16 protein-coding genes are annotated in these 18,991 nt (G+C 65.1%); 11 read left to right on the plus strand and 5 right to left on the minus strand.

Translation table 11 applies throughout. The annotated features are described in order from the left end of the window. Positions 1-326: 326 nt before the first annotated feature. The 8 genes from HZB53_16720 to HZB53_16755 all read left to right on the plus strand — a co-directional run bounded on the left by HZB53_16720 (position 327) and on the right by HZB53_16755 (position 8,367). A complete protein-coding gene (locus HZB53_16720; protein ID MBI5879292.1) occupies positions 327-1,010 on the plus strand; it encodes an isoprenylcysteine carboxylmethyltransferase family protein in 684 nt (227 codons plus the stop codon). Between the two features lie 37 nt (positions 1,011-1,047). Next, positions 1,048-3,906: an adenylate/guanylate cyclase domain-containing protein gene (locus HZB53_16725; GenBank protein ID MBI5879293.1), complete on the plus strand. Its 2,859-nt coding sequence runs from the start codon at positions 1,048-1,050 to the stop codon at positions 3,904-3,906. Between the two features lie 54 nt (positions 3,907-3,960). Continuing rightward, positions 3,961-4,305: a hypothetical protein gene (locus tag HZB53_16730; GenBank protein ID MBI5879294.1), complete on the plus strand. Its 345-nt coding sequence runs from the start codon at positions 3,961-3,963 to the stop codon at positions 4,303-4,305. A gap of 124 nt (positions 4,306-4,429) precedes the next feature. Beyond that, positions 4,430-4,690 carry a GyrI-like domain-containing protein gene (locus HZB53_16735; GenBank protein MBI5879295.1) on the plus strand — a complete coding sequence of 87 codons (261 nt, stop codon included), beginning with the start codon at positions 4,430-4,432 and terminating at the stop codon, positions 4,688-4,690. 25 nt (positions 4,691-4,715) lie between these two features. Beyond that, positions 4,716-5,174 (plus strand): GyrI-like domain-containing protein, encoded by a 459-nt coding sequence (locus HZB53_16740; protein ID MBI5879296.1) that lies wholly within the window; start codon positions 4,716-4,718, stop codon positions 5,172-5,174. Between the two features lie 82 nt (positions 5,175-5,256). Next, positions 5,257-5,928 carry a hypothetical protein gene (locus tag HZB53_16745; protein ID MBI5879297.1) on the plus strand — a complete coding sequence of 224 codons (672 nt, stop codon included), beginning with the start codon at positions 5,257-5,259 and terminating at the stop codon, positions 5,926-5,928. Positions 5,929-6,095: 167 nt separating this feature from the next. Beyond that, a complete protein-coding gene (locus tag HZB53_16750; GenBank protein ID MBI5879298.1) occupies positions 6,096-7,166 on the plus strand; it encodes a CAP domain-containing protein in 1,071 nt (356 codons plus the stop codon). Between the two features lie 100 nt (positions 7,167-7,266). After that, on the plus strand, positions 7,267-8,367 hold the full coding sequence (locus HZB53_16755) for a Zn-dependent alcohol dehydrogenase (GenBank protein ID MBI5879299.1): 1,101 nt from the start codon (positions 7,267-7,269) through the stop codon (positions 8,365-8,367). Between the two features lie 449 nt (positions 8,368-8,816). Here HZB53_16755 and HZB53_16760 read toward each other — a convergent pair whose 3' ends face one another. From HZB53_16760 to HZB53_16775, 4 genes are all read right to left on the minus strand, one after another. Then, positions 8,817-10,397, minus strand: coding sequence for a hypothetical protein (locus HZB53_16760; protein MBI5879300.1), 1,581 nt, complete (start codon positions 10,395-10,397; stop codon positions 8,817-8,819). Positions 10,398-10,455: 58 nt separating this feature from the next. After that, positions 10,456-10,932, minus strand: a complete 477-nt coding sequence (locus HZB53_16765; GenBank protein ID MBI5879301.1) for an NUDIX domain-containing protein — start codon at positions 10,930-10,932, stop codon at positions 10,456-10,458. Positions 10,933-11,126: 194 nt separating this feature from the next. After that, entirely contained in the window at positions 11,127-11,666 is a 540-nt protein-coding gene (locus HZB53_16770) for a tetratricopeptide repeat protein (GenBank protein MBI5879302.1), read from the minus strand. Positions 11,667-11,709: 43 nt separating this feature from the next. After that, positions 11,710-12,918 carry a site-2 protease family protein gene (locus HZB53_16775; GenBank protein ID MBI5879303.1) on the minus strand — a complete coding sequence of 403 codons (1,209 nt, stop codon included), beginning with the start codon at positions 12,916-12,918 and terminating at the stop codon, positions 11,710-11,712. Between the two features lie 40 nt (positions 12,919-12,958). Here HZB53_16775 and ligA point away from each other — a divergent pair, with 40 nt between their 5' ends. The 3 genes from ligA (at position 12,959) to HZB53_16790 (ending at position 17,496) form a co-directional block, all read left to right on the plus strand. After that, positions 12,959-15,016, plus strand: a complete 2,058-nt coding sequence (ligA, locus tag HZB53_16780; GenBank protein ID MBI5879304.1) for an NAD-dependent DNA ligase LigA — start codon at positions 12,959-12,961, stop codon at positions 15,014-15,016. Position 15,017: 1 nt separating this feature from the next. Further along, entirely contained in the window at positions 15,018-15,794 is a 777-nt protein-coding gene (locus tag HZB53_16785) for an NYN domain-containing protein (protein ID MBI5879305.1), read from the plus strand. Between the two features lie 289 nt (positions 15,795-16,083). Continuing rightward, positions 16,084-17,496 (plus strand): amidase family protein, encoded by a 1,413-nt coding sequence (locus tag HZB53_16790; protein MBI5879306.1) that lies wholly within the window; start codon positions 16,084-16,086, stop codon positions 17,494-17,496. 196 nt (positions 17,497-17,692) lie between these two features. Here HZB53_16790 and HZB53_16795 read toward each other — a convergent pair. Next, on the minus strand, positions 17,693-18,991 hold a 1,299-nt coding region (locus HZB53_16795), incomplete at its 5' end, for a hypothetical protein (GenBank protein MBI5879307.1).

An 18,991-nucleotide genomic window follows, 5' to 3' on the forward strand; every position in this document is an offset into this window, starting at 1 on the left:
CCAACGAAGTTGGGAGGGGGTCGGGGGGGAGGGCAGCGCCACTTTTTCGGCGGGCCAGCTTGCGTGACAAGCGCCTGAGAGCCAGCGCATCGCAAGCGGCATTGGAAAGTACCCGTACAAAGCCAAATTGAGAATTGCTGGCGCCCAGGCCAGACCCGAAGGGTTTTGCCGTAGATCTCCGCGCTGCGCTGCGTCTCTGAAAACCCTTCGGGTCTACTTGGTCAGCCACCTGCGTCGTAAAGCACATTACGCGATAGCCATGCCGTTGCCCCGCCCTGCCGATGGGTGTAAACTGGAAGTGAGCACCCGGCGCGGAAAGGAGTGCCATGCAGACCCAGCCATCGGTCGTGCGAATCATCCTGCAGTACGGCATCGGCCTGGCCGTCTTCGGCGGCTTCTGGTTCGCCATGGCCGGCACCCTTGTTTGGCCTGCCGCGTGGCTCTTTCTGCTCGGGCAGTTCGCGTACGCTGTCGTGCTGGTGCGCTGGATGGTGCGCAGCGCGCCAGAGCGATTAGCCAAACGCAAGGAGCCGTTCTCCGCCGGCCAGCCGCTCTGGGACCGAGTGATCCTCTGGCTGGCTCTGTTCGCGTTTCTTCCATACTTCGTGCTCCCCGGCCTCGATGCGGTGCGCTTTGGCTGGTCGCAGGTGCCGTGGTGGCTGCAAGCGCTGGGCTTTGCCGGTGTCGCCGCCGCCGAATGGCTGTACTTCCTCGTTCTGCGCGAAAACCCGTACCTCTCGCGCGCCGTCCAGCCGCAGGAGGCGCAGACGATCATTACCACCGGCCCGTACGCCGTGGTCCGGCACCCGATGTACGCCGCCATCTGCCTGCTGATGCCGAGCCTGCCGCTGATGCTCGGCTCCGCGTGGGCGGTGCTTCCCAGCGTGCCCGTGATCGCGCTGGCCGCGACGCGCATTGTGCGTGAAGAACAGTTCCTCCAGCAGAACGTGCCCGGTTACGCGGAGTACGCGCAGCAGGTGCGCTGGCGGTTGGTGCCGGGAGTCTGGTAGAATTGACGGCATTCTGGGGGATGGGGGAGCAGCGATAATGTTTCCATCAGGTGTACTGACGTTTCTATTCACGGATGTGGAGGGGAGCACGCAATTATGGGAACGGCACCCGGAGGCGATGAGGGTGGCGCTGACGGCGCACGATGCTGCGCTGCGGAGCGCAATTGAAGGACAGCGGGGCGAGTTGGTGAAGACGACCGGCGACGGGGTGGTGGCGGCGTTCGGGTCGGCTATGAATGCCGTGCAGGCGGCGCTGACGGCACAGCGCGCGTTGCGGGCGCAGGAGCCGTCCGCAGACGGTGCGCCGCGTATCCGTGTACGCATGGGCTTGCACAGCGGCGAAGCGCAAGCGCGCGACGGCGACTACTTCGGCGGCACGCTGAACCGCGCGGCGCGGCTGATGGCGATCGGCCACGGCGGCCAGGTGCTGCTCTCCGGCGCGACGATGGCTCTCGTGCGCGAGCGCCTGCCTGACGGCGCCAGCCTGCTCGACCTCGGCGAGCAGCGGCTGAAAGACCTGACGCAGCCGGAGCACGTCTACCAGGTGGCGGTTTCCGATCTGCCGCGCGAGTTTCCGTCACTCAAGTCGCTGAGCGCCTACCGCCACAACCTGCCGATACAACTCACATCGTTCGTCGGTCGCTCGGTCGAGTTGGCCGAGGTCACGCGGCTGCTGCACGATACTCGTTTGCTAACCCTGATCGGCCCGGGCGGGACGGGCAAGACGCGGCTGTCACTGCAAGCGGCCGCCGACATGATCGACCACTTCCCCGACGGCGTCTGGTTTGTCGAACTAGCGCCGATCACTGATCCGGCACAGGTGGAGCAGACGATCGCCGCTGTGTTCGGCGTACACGAGCAGCCCGGGGTGACCCTGGCGCGCGCGCTGGAAGACTACGTGCGCTACAAGCAACTGCTGGTGGTGCTGGACAACTGCGAACACCTGATTGGCGCGGCGGCGCAGGCGGCCCAGCGGTTGCTGCAGACCGGGCCGCAGGTGAAGATCGTGTCGAGCAGCCGCGAAGGGCTGGCCATTGGCGGCGAGACGATCTATCAGGTGCCGTCGCTGGGTCTGCCGGCGGAGGGCAGCACGACGCCCGACGCACTGGTGCAATCGGAGGCGGTGCGGCTGTTCGTCGAGCGGGCCCAGGCGGTACAGCCGGCGTTCGCGCTGACGGCCGAAAATGCTGAGGCGGTCTGCGAGATCTGCCGGCGGGTGGATGGCATCCCGCTCGCGATCGAGTTGGCAGCGGTGCGAGTACGGCTGCTGACGCCGGCGCAAATTGCATCGCGTTTGCGCGAGCATTTCCGGTTGCTGGCGGGCGGGAGCCGGACCGCGCTGCCGCGCCAGCAAACGCTGCAGGCGCTGATCGACTGGTCGTGGAACCTGCTGAACGACGCGGAACGCGCCATCCTGCGCCGGCTATCGGTCTTCGCGGGCGGCTGGACGCTGGAAGCGGCGGAAGCGGTATGCAGCGAGCAGTCACTAGTGAACAGTGAACAGTCAACAGTGGAAAGTGAACGGTCAACGGCGCATAGTGACGGAGCGTTGACTGTTCACCGTTCACTGTTCACTGATGACGTCTTGGAAATTCTCGGCCAGCTCGTCAACAAGTCGCTGGTCGGGGTGCAGCAAGATGGCGAGCAGTCGCGCTACCGGCTGCTGGAAACGGTGCGGCAGTATGCGCGGGACAAGCTGCTGACGGCGGACGAGAGCGTGGCCGTACACGAGCGACATGCGCGCTACTTTACGCAGCTCGCGGCGGAGTATGAAACGCACCTGTTCGCGCCTGACATGGTGGCATGGGTTGCCCGGTTCGATGTTGATGCCGGCAACTTTGGCGCAGCCTATGACTGGCTGGCCGAGAGCGACCCCTTGAGCGCCCTGCGCTTGGCGAACAGTATCAACTTTGCGTTTCAGCGCAACTCACGCATGGCGGAATGCGATCGCCGGGTGAGCGACGCCATCGCGCGTGTGCGCCGCCTGCCGCCGCCCGAAACGGCCGAGCGACGCGAGGCGCTTGCGGCTGGCCTGGCCAATCTCAGCACCACTTGTATGGCGATGGGCAATATGCCCCGTGGCAGGGTATTGGTGCGCGAAGCCGTGGCGCTGGCGCGTGAACTCGGCAACGCCGGTCTGTTGTCGTACGCCCTGGGCAATCTGGCCGTTTACGACGGTATCGGAGGAGACGCTGCCACGAGCGAGGCGGAGGCGCGCGAAGCGTACGAGATCAGCCGTGACGAATCGACGCCCCGGTTTTGGATGGGGAGGGGCGCCGTCGCCATCTCGCTGTCTATGCAGGCGCTTGCCATCGCCATGCGCGGCGATGACCGTGCCAAGGCGATCGCGCTGGCCGAGGAAGCGATGCGCGTCGCGCACGGCTTCGGCAACCCGTGGACGCATGGCATGGCCGCCATGAACGCGGCGCGTGTGGCGAGCATTCTCGGGGACCTGCAAGTGGCGCAGACATGGATCGAACAGAGTCTCGCCGATTTTAGTCAGGCGGGCGACCGCGGCTTCAGTCACTCGATGGTGGCGGAACTTGGGCACGTCCTGCGCAAGCAGGGCTTGCGCGCCGAGGCGCGGGCGGCATACCGCGATTCGATACACTGGTTTCACGAGGTGGGAAACCAGGGCGGGATCGCCCATCAACTCGAATGTCTGGCGATGCTCGTGCTCGACGACGGGGAGGCGGAGCGCGCCGCTCGCCTGTTTGGCGCGGCGCAAGCCATGCGCGACCGGGCGAATGCGTCGATGTGGGCGCACGAGCGCGGCGATTACGACGCGGCGCAGGACCGCCTGCGCGCCGCGCTGGAACCGGCGGCGCTGGAGCGCGCGTGGAGTGAGGGGGCGAAGTTGGCGGTGAAGCAAGCCATAGAGCTGGCGGTATCCTGACCGCAGTATGGAGACTGCCTGCACGGGCGGGTCTACAGAAACGGAGCGATAGCGATGGACTACCACTGCGAGATTTCAGAGATGCCGGCGCAGAATACGCTGTCCGTGCGAATTCACAGCACGAAGCAGGATCTGCCGCAGGCGTTCGACCGCTGGTACAGTGAGCTCGGCAAGTACATGGTCGAGCTGCGCCAGCCGCCGGCCGGCATGCCGTATGCGCGCTATTTCACCATGTTATACTGTTTCAAATTGGATATGTCTCCATGGGCATGTCGCATGAGCACATGGCACGCCGCCAAATTCTGCCCTCCCCCCAGCCCCCTCCCAGCGAAGCTGGGAGGGGGAGCAAGTCACTGGGGGTTGGCGCGGCGGCGTAGCCGCCGCGCCAACCCCCGTTAGTTTTTCCCCTTCTCCCCCGCGCGCGGGGGAGAAGGGGCCAGGGGATGAGGGGGCGGCAGTTGCACTTGCGCAATCGCTATGAGAACATGACCAAGTTGAAATAGTATTAGGGGATGATATTGACGTGGAGCTCGGTTTCCCGGTCAGCGCGCCACTGCCGCCGAAAGGCAATATCCGGCCCGGCACGCTGCCCGGCGGTAAGATGGCGGCGGTCATGCATGTGAGGCCGTACGACCAGCTTCCGCATGCGTTCCACGCGCTGCAGGCGTTCATCGAGAAGCAGGGGCTGGCGACCACCGGCATCTGGTACGAGATGTACGCGAACGACCCCCGTGAAGTTCCGCCGGAGCAGTACCAGACGCTGGCGTTGATTGAACTGAAGTAGGCGTTGCTTTGCAAGGAGGAGTGCGATGGAATATCAGTGTGAGATCAGAGAGATGCCCGCGCAAGCCACGCTCTGCGTGCGCGTGCGCGCGAAGGCGCAGGATTTGCCACAGGTCATGGGCCGCTGGTTCGGCGAGATCGGTCGGTACCTGGTGGAACTGCGCCAGCCGCCGACCGGTATGCCGTATTCCGGCTATTTCAACATGGCTGGCCAGGAGATGGACGTGGAGATCGGCTTCCCGGTCGGCAAGGCGCTGCCGGGGAAGGGCGATATTCAGCCGGGTACCTTGCCCGGCGGCCGGATGGCGGCCGTCATGCACTTCGGCTCGTACGATGCGCTCGAAGCGGCCTATAACGCGCTGCAAGCGTACGTGCAGGAGCAGGGGCTGGCGACGACCGGGGTCTGGTACGAGCTGTACATGAACGATCCGAACCAGGTCGCGCCGGAGCAGATTCAGACGCTCGTGCTGATGCCGTTGAAGTAGCGCGCCGGCCACGTTTGGCGCTGTTTCGGCGCTGCCGTATCATTCGGGGTATTCCCATTCTCGCCGAGGATCACCCGCGACCATGACCACCTGCCCGTTTTGCGGCACGACCTATCCCGAATACCGCTCCAACTGCAAATCGCGCGGCGCGCCGCTGCCGAAGCCGCCCGACTCGCCCGCTGTGCCCGCATTCCCTGGCATCGAGATCGTGGCTGGACAAGATGTGCAGATGGCGTCCGAGCTAACGCAACCCGCTCGCCCGGAGCCGCCGCCCCCGCCGCCGCGCCCGATCTCCTCATCATATGTCGTGCGGATTATGGTCGCGGAAGCGTGGGGCATCATCGGGTTCGTTTTTGCGCTCATTGGCTCGATCTTCACATGCGTCGGGCTGAGCACGTTTTCCATCCGCGACCCCTCGACGCTGATTTTTGCGTTCATCGGGCTGCTCTTTGCCGTGCCGGGCTGGGGCCTGCTCGTCTGGCGGCTCCAGCACGCCGGCAAAGTTGTCGAGGCGCTGCGCACCGGCGAGACGGCGGAGGGGCAGATCACCGAGGTCACCCAGGACTACTCTACGACGATCAACGGCGAGCATCCGTGGATCATCCGCTACCACTTCAACGCCGATGGAGCAACACAAAACGGCGAGGTGCGTACCATGACCTTCGCCGGCTACCAGTACCGGGCGGGCATGCCGGCGTACGTGCTGTACCTGCGCCGACAGCCGGAATACAACTCGCTGTACCCGCACCCGTAGTCGAGCGGCTCACAAATGGCTTTCAATGGGCCAACACGCGCCCTGAGTTTGCCGAAGGGTAAGGTGCACCCAGTTGCCGCCTTCGACAAGCTCAGGCGACGACTGCGCGTACTCTGAGCCTGCGGACCCTGAGCCTGTCGAAGAGTGCGATTTTCAGCCCAAAACTTATGTGGACTCAACGAGCAGCGGCGCTGGCGGTCAGTCTGGCGGCGACGCTGCTGGCGCTGGCCGTTTCATGGGCGGGCCTGTCGGCGGCGGCGGGTGCGGCCGGCGCGCCGACTGCTCCTCGCGTACCAGCAACTGGCCTGCGCCCGTCCGGCACGCTCACGGCGGTTGCCTACCTGCCGATCATCTGGCGCAGCGACAACGTCTTCGCCGTCAACCCGCAGAGCCGCCAGGCGTCGCTCGACTTCTACAACCGCTACTACGTGCCCGCCGGGCCGCCCCCCAACTGGACGGGCACACAGAACCCGTGCAACCCCGGCGCGACCGATGCCGCGTTTCGCGATGCCGTCCTGCTGCGCATCAACTACTTCCGCGCCATGGCCGGCGTCTCGGCCACGGTGACGTTCTCCGGTACGTTCAACCAGAAGGCCCAGGCGTCCGCGCTGATGATGAGCGCGAACATCTCCCTGAGCCACGCGCCTCCGGTGTGGTGGACCTGCTACACTGCGGCTGGCGCAGAGGCAGCCGGCAGCTCCAACCTCGCGCTCGGCGCGTACGGTTGGGACGCGATGAGCCTGTATATGAAAGATCCCGGCTCCGGCAACACGGCGGCGGGCCACCGCCGCTGGATCCTGTACCCGCAGACACGGGAGATGGGCACGGGCGACATCCCGGGAGGAACGACCGCCAACGATCTGTGGGTGTTCGATGGCCGCTATGGCAGTCCGCGGCCGGCCACCCGCGAAGAGTATGTTGCGTGGCCGCCGCCCGGCTATGTGCCGTACACGGTCGTCTACCCGCGCTGGTCGTTCGCCTATGGCGGCGCGAACTTCAGCGGCGCGACGGTACAGATGACATCGAACGGGTCGGGCGTCTCGCTGGCACAGTCGGCCGTGGCCAACGGCTACGGCGAAAACACGCTCGTCTGGATCCCGCTCGGGCTCAACTCCTCGGCGAGCTGGACCGTGCCGCTGACTGATACGACCTATGTCGTCAACGTGCAAAACGTCCTGGTCAACAGCGTCAGTCGCTCCTTCTCATACAGCGTGACCGTCTTCAACCCCGGGCCGTAGCACGTTCTTCGCTGCGTTCGGGGTATAATGCAGCAGCGCATGTCGCTGCCGAGCCGGAGTGCTGCACCCGGTGCCGGCCTTCATCCCAAGGAGACCTACCATGAAGACACGAGCCGCCGTCCTGCATGAAGTGAACAAGCCGTTGGTCATCGAGGAGCTCGATCTCGCCGAGCCGAAAGAAGGCGAAGTGCTGGTGCGGATCGCCGCCGCGGGCGTCTGCCACTCCGATCTGCACTACATGAAGGGCGAATGGCCGTTCCCCCGGCCGGCGGTGCTCGGCCATGAAGGCTCGGCCGTCGTCGAGCGCCCAGGCCCCGGCGTCAAATCAGTCAAGCCGGGCGACCACTGCATCCTCGTCTTCCGGCCCAACTGCGGCAAGTGCTACTATTGCACGATCGGCCGCCCGATGCTCTGCTCCGGCCACAACACGCCGGCCGGCACGCTGTACGACAGCACCACGCGCCTGAGCCGCAACGGCGAGCCGGTCTATCACCTGGCGCGCGTCGCCTGCTTCTCCGAGTACGCTGTGATTCCCGAGGAACAGTTGCTGCCGATCGGCGCCGATGTGCCGCTCGACCGCGCCGCGCTCGTCGGCTGCGCGGTGACGACCGGCGTCGGCGCGGTGACCAACACGGCGAAGATCGAGGCGGGCAGCACCGTCATGGTCATCGGCTGCGGCGGCGTCGGGCTGAGCGTGATCCAGGGCGCGCGCCTGCTGAACGCCGGGCGCATCATCGCCGTCGATCTGTTCGACGACAAGCTCGACTTCGCCATCGAGATGGGCGCGACCGATGCGATCAACGGGCGTACCACCGACGTGGTGGCCAAGGTGCGCGAGTTGACCGGCGTCGGCGTGGACTACGCCTTCGACGCGTTCGGCAGCGCCAAGACGGTGCAGCAGGCGTTTGATGCGATTCGGATCGGCGGCACGGCGGTCGAGGTCGGCATGGCGCGCGACGGCGACATGGCGCTGATCGACGCGCGCATGCTGGCGACGCAGGAAAAGACGCTCAAAGGCTCGTTCTACGGCTCTTCGCGGCCGCGCGTGGACATGCCGCGTTTGCTCGACCTCTACAAGCAGGGGCGGCTCAAGCTCGACGAGATGGTGGCGCGCACCTACCGGCTCGACCAGATCAACGAAGCGTATGCGGCGCTGCAGGGCGGCGCGGTGGCGCGCGGGGTGATTACGTTCGGGGTGTAGACGGGGTAAGCAGCATCGCCCCGATTAGGGCGGTTTCCAGAAACAACCGATACGCGAATTGTCATTACGAGGTGGCAGAAACTCGGACGCGGCCGATCCAAGACGTCATTCCGGCGAAAGCCGGAATCCAGGCGGACGCATCCACGGCCTGCACACGCGTCACATGCGGGCGTGCAGGCCGGCTAAAACCATGCCGGCATGACGGATTGGGGCGTATGACCAGACCGATAGCCGGTGAAGTTTCTGAGCAGCAGGCGAAGCCGACGAAGCAATCTCGACACGCCGAAAGCCGAGATTGCTTCACCCCCTGCGGGGGCTCGCAAAGACGCTCATAGATGCCGTATCAGATCATTCCGAAAAAAGCGCTCTAGTGTCAGGCGCAAGCGGCGCGTGTCCAGCACACGCGCCGCTTGCTTGCTCGCCGCGTTCTGTGTGCCCGCACCGCGTTGTCATGGGCACAACTTCGCCAACTCCGGTGACAGGTAGATGTTGCCCGGTTTCGCCACGTAGTTCGCATTCAGGAATTCGGCCAGCGGTTTCGCATAGTCGCTGACCTTGTAGCCCCAGATTGACTTGCTCCAGTCGACGTAGACCAGATGCTTGCCGCGGCTTAAACGCGCGATCGTGACGGGCAGCGTATCCGCAGTCCATTGATAGACCACCTGGTATCGCGATGCGGGTGGTATGTCCGCAAGAAAATAGAAAATCGAATCCAGCGGATAGTAAAGCATGCTTACGTCGTCGCGCTCGCACGTTAGTCGCCGCAATTCTCCCGCGCGTGCAACATATCCTCCCCAGGACGCTTCGAAGCTGAGGCGCTCGGATTGAGTTGTGGCGTACAGTGCATCCCGCGATATCATCCATGCCATCGTCAGCGCTGCCGCTATCCCCGCCAGGCGGGACAGCCAACGCGATATGCCTCGCGCACTGCTGCGTGTGACGATGAGCCATACGCCGAACATCAACGATGGTACGATATAGGGCGCTACCTGAAAGAAATCCCGCGCGCGTAGCAGAGTTGCCAGCAGAAAGATGTAGGTGAAACACGCTGCGACCCACTGTTTGCGGAACGCCAGCGCAGCCGTACCCAACACGGCCACCCAACGCAGGCTCAGCCCGGTGAATGCTATCTGGTCGACGAAGTTCGGAGTGATTTCGCTCCATGCAAACGTCGGCGGAACGTTGTTCATCCAGCCTATGCCCTGCATATACAGCCCGGCCAGCATGCCGCGCGCAAGCGCATCCGGCGGCAGCGGCGGACCCAGCGGATATTGGCTGTAGACATCAAGTGTGAACCGGATGGCAAGCTCGTAGAAGGCGGCCAGCGTGCCGGCTAAAACTAAGGCAAGCGCGCCGGCGATCACGATCACGCCGGCCACGCCGGCTGCCAGTGCCAATTGTCGCCCCCATGTGCGTCGCAGCGCGAGCGCAGCGCCGGCCACCGCCAGTGGAGCGGCCATAAGCGGATTGGCTATCAGCGCAATGCCGGCACAGAGGCCCAGGACGATGCCGGCGCCGCGCCTCAGCGCAGCGTCCGTGTGTAACGCCATCAGCGTGATCAGGAAGACGGACGCGATCAGCGGCCCCGTCAGCGCATGGTAGGTAGCCATGTGCCCGAAGTAGAACGGGCCGGATAGACACCAGGCCAGCGCTACAAAGCCAACCGCGACATACTGTCGCGTGGCCCACATCGTGGCGGCAAATACGACCAGGTTAAAGCCGAGCGCCGCCATGCGAATAGCGCCGATCGACTTTCCGAACAGAACAATCGTGCTCCAGATGAGGCCGTATTCAAACGGGAAATGATAGGTGGCTACGTCGGCGTACAGGCGAAGGCTTCGCGTTGCGAGCCAGCCCGCCATGATGTTGTCGCCCTCGTCTACGAATGTGAACAGGAAGCGGAACTGGTAACCAGCGGCGGCTGCGAGAAGCAGAAGCACCAGCCCGAAGGCCGGCTGCGCCTGGGGCTTAGACAGGCGGGAGCGGAATAACGCCAGCCGATTGGGTTTGGTGCTTTCCTGGGATTGCATGTAATAGGCTGCGGAAGCGATGAGAGCGACAATCGGGAGAGAAAGACAACGCCCGTGTTTAGATCATGAACGCCTTCCAGCGTTCATTGCTGGACGGCGGGACGGCGGTCTCGGTCAGGCCGTGCGCATCGTCGCGCAGGGCGCGCAGGCCAAGTTCGCGCGAGAGAGCGAACACCGGCTCCAGCGCGCTGATCTCGTCGGCGGTCATGAAGCGCGCGTTGGCGATCTCGTGGCCGTCGGCCAGCGGCGTGCCGGAGGCGAGCGCGGCGCGAAAGATGACGAGCACCGCGCCGAACTTGTCGTGACGTGTGCGCACGCCGATCACGTCGCGCACCGCGACCTCGACGCCGGTCTCCTCGCGGATCTCGCGGCGGATCGCCTCGTCGAGCGTTTCGTTGTGCTCGGCGTAGCCGCCGGGCAGCGTCCAGGTGCCCTTGTTCGGCTCGTAGTTGCGCTGGACGTACAGCACCCGGCCGTCGTGCACGACCGCGCCGGTCACGCCGACATCCCAGTGTTTGCTCAGATCGCGAGGCATACGTTCGTTCCGTTCTAGATTAACCGCAGAGCACGCAAAGAGCGCAAAGGATAAGACCTTAAACCGCAGAGATCACAGAGGACGCAGAGACAAAACCAATCTCCGGATTATCAGCAATAGAGCTTCTTCTTTGCGTCCTTTGCGGTTAGAAGTTGTCTTCCCTGCGTTCTCTGCGCCCTCTGCGGTTAGTTGCTTTATCGCTGCAGGATGCGTATCGGGATTTGCAGGAAGCGGCGCAGCAGTGCCTGGCCGGGCGGCAGCGGTTCGAGCCGCGCCAGCGCGCGCTCGTACGCAAAGATCGCTTCCACGAAGTTCCAGTTCTGCATGTACATCCGGCTCAGCCACTTGAGTGTCAGCGCGGCGTTCTGCTTGTCGCCAAGCCGCGTGAAGATCTCCTGTGCCTGCTCCAACCGCGCCGCCGCATCGCGCGGGTTGCGCATCTCACCGAGCAGGGTGCCGGTGTTCCCCAGCGCCTGCGCGCGCGCATGCTCGTTGCCTGCCTGCGCGAAGAGCGCGATCGCCGCTTCGAACTGCACGCGTGCTTCGTCACGCTTCCCCATGTGCTGATTGACGACGCCCAAGTCGTTGAGCGCCCGTGCTTCCGCCGCGCTGTCGCCGGACGCTTGCGCCTCGGCGCGCGCGGTGTTCAGCAGGCGCAGCGCCTCGTCGTAGCGTGCCGCGCGATACGCCTCGATGGCGCGCGCGTGATTGGGGTTGGCAGGCAGATTGCTCATGGTGGACCGATGCGCTTGACGAAGTCGCCGCGCGCGCCTAAACTCACTGCGAAATCGAAAATGGCAGCAGTGTGAACAACAGAATGAAGATCACGATGGCCAGCACGCCGAGCAGTTTGCGCGGCATGCCCAGTTCGGACACGTCGTTGAGCGGTATCGGGTGTTTGACGCCAGTGAACCAGATCAGGGCGACCCACACAAGCCAGCCCGACCATCCCGGATAGTACAGTCCCGGCATCCCAAGGAGCGATCCGATGAATGAGAGATCGACGCGAAAGGCCGGCCTGTCAAAAAACTCTGGCAAGGCGGGTAGGGCCAAAACGAGCATGATGCCGATCACGGCGTAGCCGACGTACTTCGCGCGTCGTCCCAGAATGGCAAAAACAATATGCCCGCCGTCCAACTGGCCGGCTGGCAGCAGGTTCAGCACCGTGACGAACAGCCCGACCCAACCGGCCCACGCCACCGGTGACAGCTGCACGTCCAGCCCGTCGTGCGGCAGGAACTTGCCAAACACCGCGTACTTTGCCGCAAGGTAGAACAGCGAGTTGCCTTCCTGCAGGCAGGTGCCGGGGCAGGTGCCGACGTGCGACATGGCCAGGCCGATGAGCAGCACCGGCACCGCAAACACCAGCCCGGCCAGCGGTCCGGCAATGCCGACATCGAACAGTGACTTGCGGTTGACGAACGGCGCCTTGAGCCGGATGACGGCGCCCATCGTGCCGATCGGGCTGATGAGCGGCGGCATCGGAATAAAGTACGGCAGGGTCACTGGTGCGCCATAATAGCGCGCCACAAAGTAGTGGCCCAGCTCGTGAGCGCCGAGAATCAGGATGATGCTCGCGGCGAATGTGAAGCCGTCGAAGAAGCTGAAGCCGCTGGTGGCGAACTGCCCGGCCAGCAGCGCGTCGAGGTTCGCGCTGTACAGCGCGCCGGTCAGGAACGTCGTGACGATCGTCAGCAGGAACAGCACGAGGTTGATCATCGGGTTCGACGGCTTGACGACGACCACGCCGGGTAGCGCCATGACCGACTGCCCGTCCTGCCACGGTTCGATGAGCGGGGTGTAGCCGATCTGCTCGAAGCGCGGGCGAATAGTGTTGAACGCCCGGTCCGAGTCGACCGTCAACCGACCGCGGAAGACGACCGCGCCGCGCGGCTCTTTGGCCTCGGTGACGGAAAATACATCGAAAACGTCGGCGATCGCGCGCCGCAATTCATCAACCGGCTGGGCCGGCGCCATTGGGTTCATTCAGGGCTCCTTGCGTACCAACTAAAAATTATACCACCATATGCCATCCCGTGACTTTGCCGCGCGCGCTGCTGAATTGCGCGTTGCCATCAACTATCACAACCACCGCTACCATGTGCTCGATGCGCCGGAAGTGTCCGACGCGGCGTTCGACGCGCTGGTCAACGAACTCAAGTCGCTCGAAGCGGCGCACCCGGAACTGGCGACGCCCGACTCGCCGACCCAGCGGGTGGGCGGCACGCGCCGCGCCGACTTTGGCTCCGTGCGCCATCCGGCCCCGATGCTCTCGCTCGACAACGCCTTCAGCGCCGACGACGTGCGCGCCTGGTATGAGCGCGTGCGCAAAGCGCTGGCCGCCGATGCTCGCGTGCAGATCGTCGCCGAGCCGAAGATCGACGGGCTGACGGTCGTCCTGCACTACGAGAACGGCGCGCTCACGCTCGGCGCAACGCGTGGCGACGGCGTCGAGGGCGAGGACGTGACCGCCAACCTGCGGACGGTGCGGACGATTCCCTTGCAGGTGCCGGTGGTCGGCCCGGCGCGCAAGGGGAGAGCCAAGCGCGCCGAGCACGAACGAGCCGCGCCGGAGCATCTGGTCGTGCGCGGTGAGGTCTACTTTCCGATCGATGAGTTCGCGCGCATGAATCTGGAAGTCGTCGCGGCAGGCGGCAAAGCATACGCCAATCCGCGCAACACGGCGGCCGGCGCGGTGCGTCAGCTCGACTCGAAGATCACGGCCACGCGGCCGCTGCGCCTGTTCGCCTACAACATCGTCGAGCTGCGCGGCGCGAACGTGGCGTCACAGTGGGAGGCACTGAACTATCTGCGCGCGCTCGGCTTCCCGGTCAACGCCGACTCCAAACTGTGCGCGGACGTGGAGGAAGCGATTGCGTACGCCGAGCGCTGGCTGAAGGCGCGCGACACGCTGAACTACGAAGCCGACGGCGTGGTGCTGAAGGTCAACGACTTCGCGCAGCAGGCCGAACTCGGCACCGTCGGCAAGGCGCCACGCTGGGCGGTCGCCTTCAAGCAGGCGTCGCAGGAGGCGGTCACGCGCCTGCTGGAGATCAAGGTCAATGTCGGCCGCACCGGCGTCATCACGCCGTACGCGGTGCTCGAACCGGTGCGCGTCGGCGGCGTGACGATCGTCAATGCCACGCTGCACAACGAAGACTACATCCGCGCCAACGACATTCGCATCGGCGATCGGGTGAAGGTCAAGCGCGCCGGCGAGGTGATCCCGCAGATCACCGGCCCGGTGTTGGAACTACGCAGCGGCGACGAGACGCCGTTCGCGTTCCCCACCGTGTGCCCGTCATGTGCGGAGGCGCTGGAGCGCGCCGAAGGCGAGGCGGCCTGGTACTGCGTGAACCCGCTCTGCCCGGCGCAGTTGGTGCGGCAGGTGGAGCATTTCGCCTCGCGCGGCGCGATGGATATCGAGGGACTGGGCGAGAAGCTGTCGGTCGTCTTCGTCGAGCACGGCTTCCTGAAGGACGTAGCCGACATCTACACGCTGCACAAGCACAGCGACGAACTGCTGGAGATGGAAGGCTTCGCCGAGAAGCGCGTCGAGAACCTGATGGCGGCGATCGAGGCGAGCAAGGGGCGTTCGTTGGCGCGGCTGATCTACGCGCTCGGTATTCGGCACGTCGGCGGCACCATCGCGGAACTGCTGGCGGCGCACTTCGATTCGTTGGATGCGCTCTCGAAGGCGAAGCACGAGCAACTGGACGAGATACGCGGCCTCGGCGACGAGATCGTGACGAGCATCGTGGACTACTTCCAGCATCCGGCGGCAAGGAAGCTGATCAAAAAACTGGCGAAGGCAGGGGTCAACCCCCAGGCCGCGCCGCGCGCGGCCGCCGCCTCCGGCGCGTTCTCCGGCAAGACGTTCGTCATCACCGGCACGCTGCCGAGCATGAGCCGCGAGGACGCGGGCGGGTTCATCAAGTCCCATGGCGGCAAGGTGACCGACTCGGTCAGCAAGAAGACCGACTACCTTGTCGTCGGCGAGGCGGCGGGCAGCAAGCTCGACAAGGCGCGCACGCTCGGCGTGCCGACGCTGAGCGAGGACGAATTGCGAAAGCTGGCGGACTGACATGCTCCTCATCGACGGCCACAACCTGATCGGCAAGCTCTCCAACATCTCGCTCGGCGAGAAGGACGACGAAGCGAAGCTCGTGCGCATGCTGGAGAACTACCGGGCGATGAACCCGCACGAGCGGATCGCCGTGGTCTTCGACCCGGCGCGCGACGGGAACGGCGGCTGGCACGACATGCACGCGCACGACGGCAATATCATCGTGCGTTTCGCGAAGCGCGGCGAGGCGGCCGACGACATGATCGCGCGGATCGTGAAGGACGCCAGGAGCCCGCGCAGCTTCACGGTCATCAGCAGCGACAACGCCGTGCAGCGCGCCGTGCGTCGTCATGGTGCGAAGACGATGCTGTCTGAGGAGTTCGCCGAGTGGCTGGCGGCAGGCGGCAAGCCGCGCGTGCAGAAGCCGGTCGCTCCGCCTCCGCCGCCCGAGAAGCCGGAGCAGCCCGCCGCAGGTGACGTGACGTACTGGCTGCGCTTCTTCAAGGAGCCGCCGCCGCACCCGCCCGCGCCGCCCAAACCGCCGACGGGCAAGGCGCGCCCGGCAACGACCGCCGGCGCGACGGCCAAAGGCGGCAAGTCCGCCGGCGACGACGACATCGACGAGTGGCTGAAGCTGTTCAACGCGCCGCGTGACGACGCGGAGCCGCCCAAGCGCGTGCAGCCAGCCGAGTCGCCGGCCCGCCCAACCGTGCGCCCGAAGCAGGACGAGGAAGTGGACAGCATCGACTACTGGCTGCGCGTGATGAACCGCAAGCGGGACGACAGCGATTCATAGGACTGCATCTCAGTGCCCAGGACTATTCAAAGGTTATGGAAGGGCCGCGCGGTTTGTCAACGGACTTCCGATTAGCTGACCAGCCCCGGGGTTTCTTCAAAGTCGGATCTGCCCTCTCCCTAACCCTCTCCCGCGACGCAAATGCGGCGTCGCAGGCGAGGGGATTCGCTCCTTCCCCTATTCGCCGCTGTTGCGAACGGGGGAAGGTAGGGATGGGGGTAGCTTGGTCTCGGACTTTGAAAAGTCCCCGTGATTAGCCCGGTACATTACCCTCACACTGGAGACCCCGATGAGCAACGAACTCTGGCAGTTGGACGCAACCGACCTGGCCGCGCTAATCCGCGCCGGGCATGTTTCGGCGGTGGAGGCGGTTGAGTCGCACCTGAAACGGCTCGACGCCGTGAACCCGAAGCTGAACGCCGTGGTGCGCGTGCTGGCCGACGAAGCGCGCGCCGAGGCGAACCGCGCCGATGCGCGCCTGCGCGCCGGGGAGCCGGTCGGCCCGCTGCATGGTGTGCCGGTCACGACGAAGATCAACGTCGACCAGATCGGCTGCCCGACCGACAACGGCATCGTGATGTTCAAGGATTTGATTGCGGAGAGCGATAGCCCGCCGGTGGCCAGCCTGCGCCGCGCCGGCGCGATCTTCATCGGCCGCACCAACTCGCCCGCCTTCGCCATGCGCGCCTTCACCGATAACGCCCTGCACGGGCTGACGCTGAACCCGCACAACAAAGATTACACCTGCGGCGGGTCGAGCGGCGGCGCGGGCGCATCCATCGCGGTCGGCATCGGCGCGATCGGGCAGGGCAATGACATCGGCGGCTCGGTGCGCTGGCCCGCATACTGCAACGGTATCGTCGGCCTGCGCCCCACGCCGGGCCGCATTGCGGCAGGCAACATGAGCGCGACGTCCGACCGCCTGTTCGGCTCGCAGCTCATGTCGGTACAGGGGCCGCTGGCGCGCTCGGTGCGCGATGTGCGGCTGGCGCTCGGCGTGATGTCGGTCCGCGACGCGCGCGACCCGCTCTGGGTGCCTGCGCCGCTGGAAGGCGAGCCGCTGGCGCGCCCGATTCGCGTCGCGCTCGTCACGAACCCCGACGGCATCGCGCTGCAGCCGGCCGTGGTCGAGGCGGTGCGGCGGGCCGGTCGCTACCTGGCGGCGGCCGGCTATAGGGTCGAGGAGGTCAGCCCGCCGGAGTTGCTGCGCGTCTCCGAACTGTGGCACCCGCTCGGACTGCCCGGACTTAACCTGACGCTGCGCCCGGCGCTGAAACAGTTGGCGGATCCGGGACTGGAGACGTTCATCAACGCCTGGCTCGCAATGCGGCCTGCGTCAAACGAAGTGGCTTCCCTGCTCAACGCGATGGGCGAGCGCGACACGCTGATCCGCAAGTGGCAAATCTTCATGGAGACGTATGCGATCATCGTCATGCCCGCCTGTGGCGAGGTTGCGCTGCCGGTCGGGACCGACACGAACGGCATGGACGGCGCTCGGCGCACGCTCGAGGCGCTCCGCTTCCAGTTAATGCTGCCGGTGCTGGGACTGCCGGGGCTGGCGATGCCGACCGGCAGCCACGACGGCCTGCCGCTCGGCGTGCAGATCGTGACGCGCCGCTTCCGCGAGGACATCGCGCTCGCGGCGGGCGAGGTGATCGAGGCGCACGAGGGTGTGCGGCGGCCGATCGGCCCGAAATTCTAGAGTGAATACGCTATGAGTTGAGTCTTGGCCCCGCTGTACAACTATGCGCGGTGCTCAGCGAACCCACGAGCACAACAAAGGGTGGCGAACCGACAGTCTGTCGGTTCGCCACGCTGTTTTGTTGCAGCAGGCATGGGCCATCAATACAGGGCGCAGAAGTACGAGCCTCTCTGACGAGGCTGGCGAGCATCGCCCATCAAGGCGCACTCGCGAGCCACGGGCTGACATCCACACTGCCACTGACCGCGTTGCCGGTGCCATACGGCGCCGGGCCGGAGGCATCGCCCCACCAGTTATTCAGCGCATCAACCATGACCGCCCCGCTGTTTGCCACGCCGTAGCTGGTGTTGCTGTACAGGCTGCTGTAGTGGATCGTTGTCGCTGCCACGCCGGACACGAGGATGCCGGTATAGCCGTTATAGATTACTGTGGAACTGATGACGTCCAATGTCCCGTCAGTATTGACGATGCCGCCGCCAGTGCACCCATAGCAGTAGCCGCCGTAGCGCACGACGGCATGGTCGATCTCAGCCCAGCCGCCGCTACGGATCATGATGCTCTGCCAGTAGCCGGGCGTGGGCGAGGAAGCCGCGCCGTCGTTATTGGTGTCGCCGCCGGCGCCATCATCGGTCAGCGCGGTGAAGGTGACCGGTTGTCCAACCGTCCCAATGACCTGTAACAGGCCGTCTACCTGAAGCTGCGGGCTGGTATTCGAGAACTTGAAGACCACGTCGGGCAGGATGCTCAGCGTCTGACTGACCGGTACGTTCAGGAAGCTATTCACCACGTACGGGAAGCCGGCATTGGCGGTCAGCACGGTGGTGGCGGTGATGGTGCCATAGAGGCCGATGCCGTTAAGCCCGTTGTTTGAGCCGTTGTTGCCGGACATGCGCGCATCGCCGGTGAGATACTCGTTGGCGGCGGCGAAGCTCAGGTACGCGGCCCAGGTGGTGTTGCCGGTGAAGGTGTTGTTGCGGATGAGCGGGCTGATGGTCTGGCCGTTGCCATAGACGTACAGGCCGTACGCGGTGTTGGTGAGAAACTGGGTGGCGCTGACGGTGAGGCCGGCGCCGGTGGCGAGCAGGCCGCTGTTGACGTTGTAGGCGACAACGGAATTGGTCAAGCTGAGCGCCGCGCCACTGTACACGATGCCGCCGCCGGCACAGCCGTAGCAGTAGCCGCCGTAGCGGACGACGGCGTGGTCGAGGGAGGCGCTGCCGCCGCTGCGGACCATGATGCTCTGCCAGTAGCCAGGCGTGGGCGAAGTGGCCGCGCCGTCGTTGTTGGTATCGCCGCCAATGGCATCATCGGTCAGTGCGGTAAAGGTGACCGGTTGCGCGCTGCTGCCCGCGACGAGCAGTTGGCCGTCTACTTGAAGCTGCGGGCTGCTATTCGAGAACTTGAAGACCACGTCGGGCAGGATGCTCAGGGTCTGACTGACCGGCACGTTCAGGAAATTGGTGACGAGGTAGGGGAAGCCGGCATTGGCGGTCAG

Source organism: Chloroflexota bacterium (genome assembly GCA_016235055.1).
Lineage (GTDB): Bacteria > Chloroflexota > Anaerolineae > JACRMK01 > JACRMK01 > JACRMK01.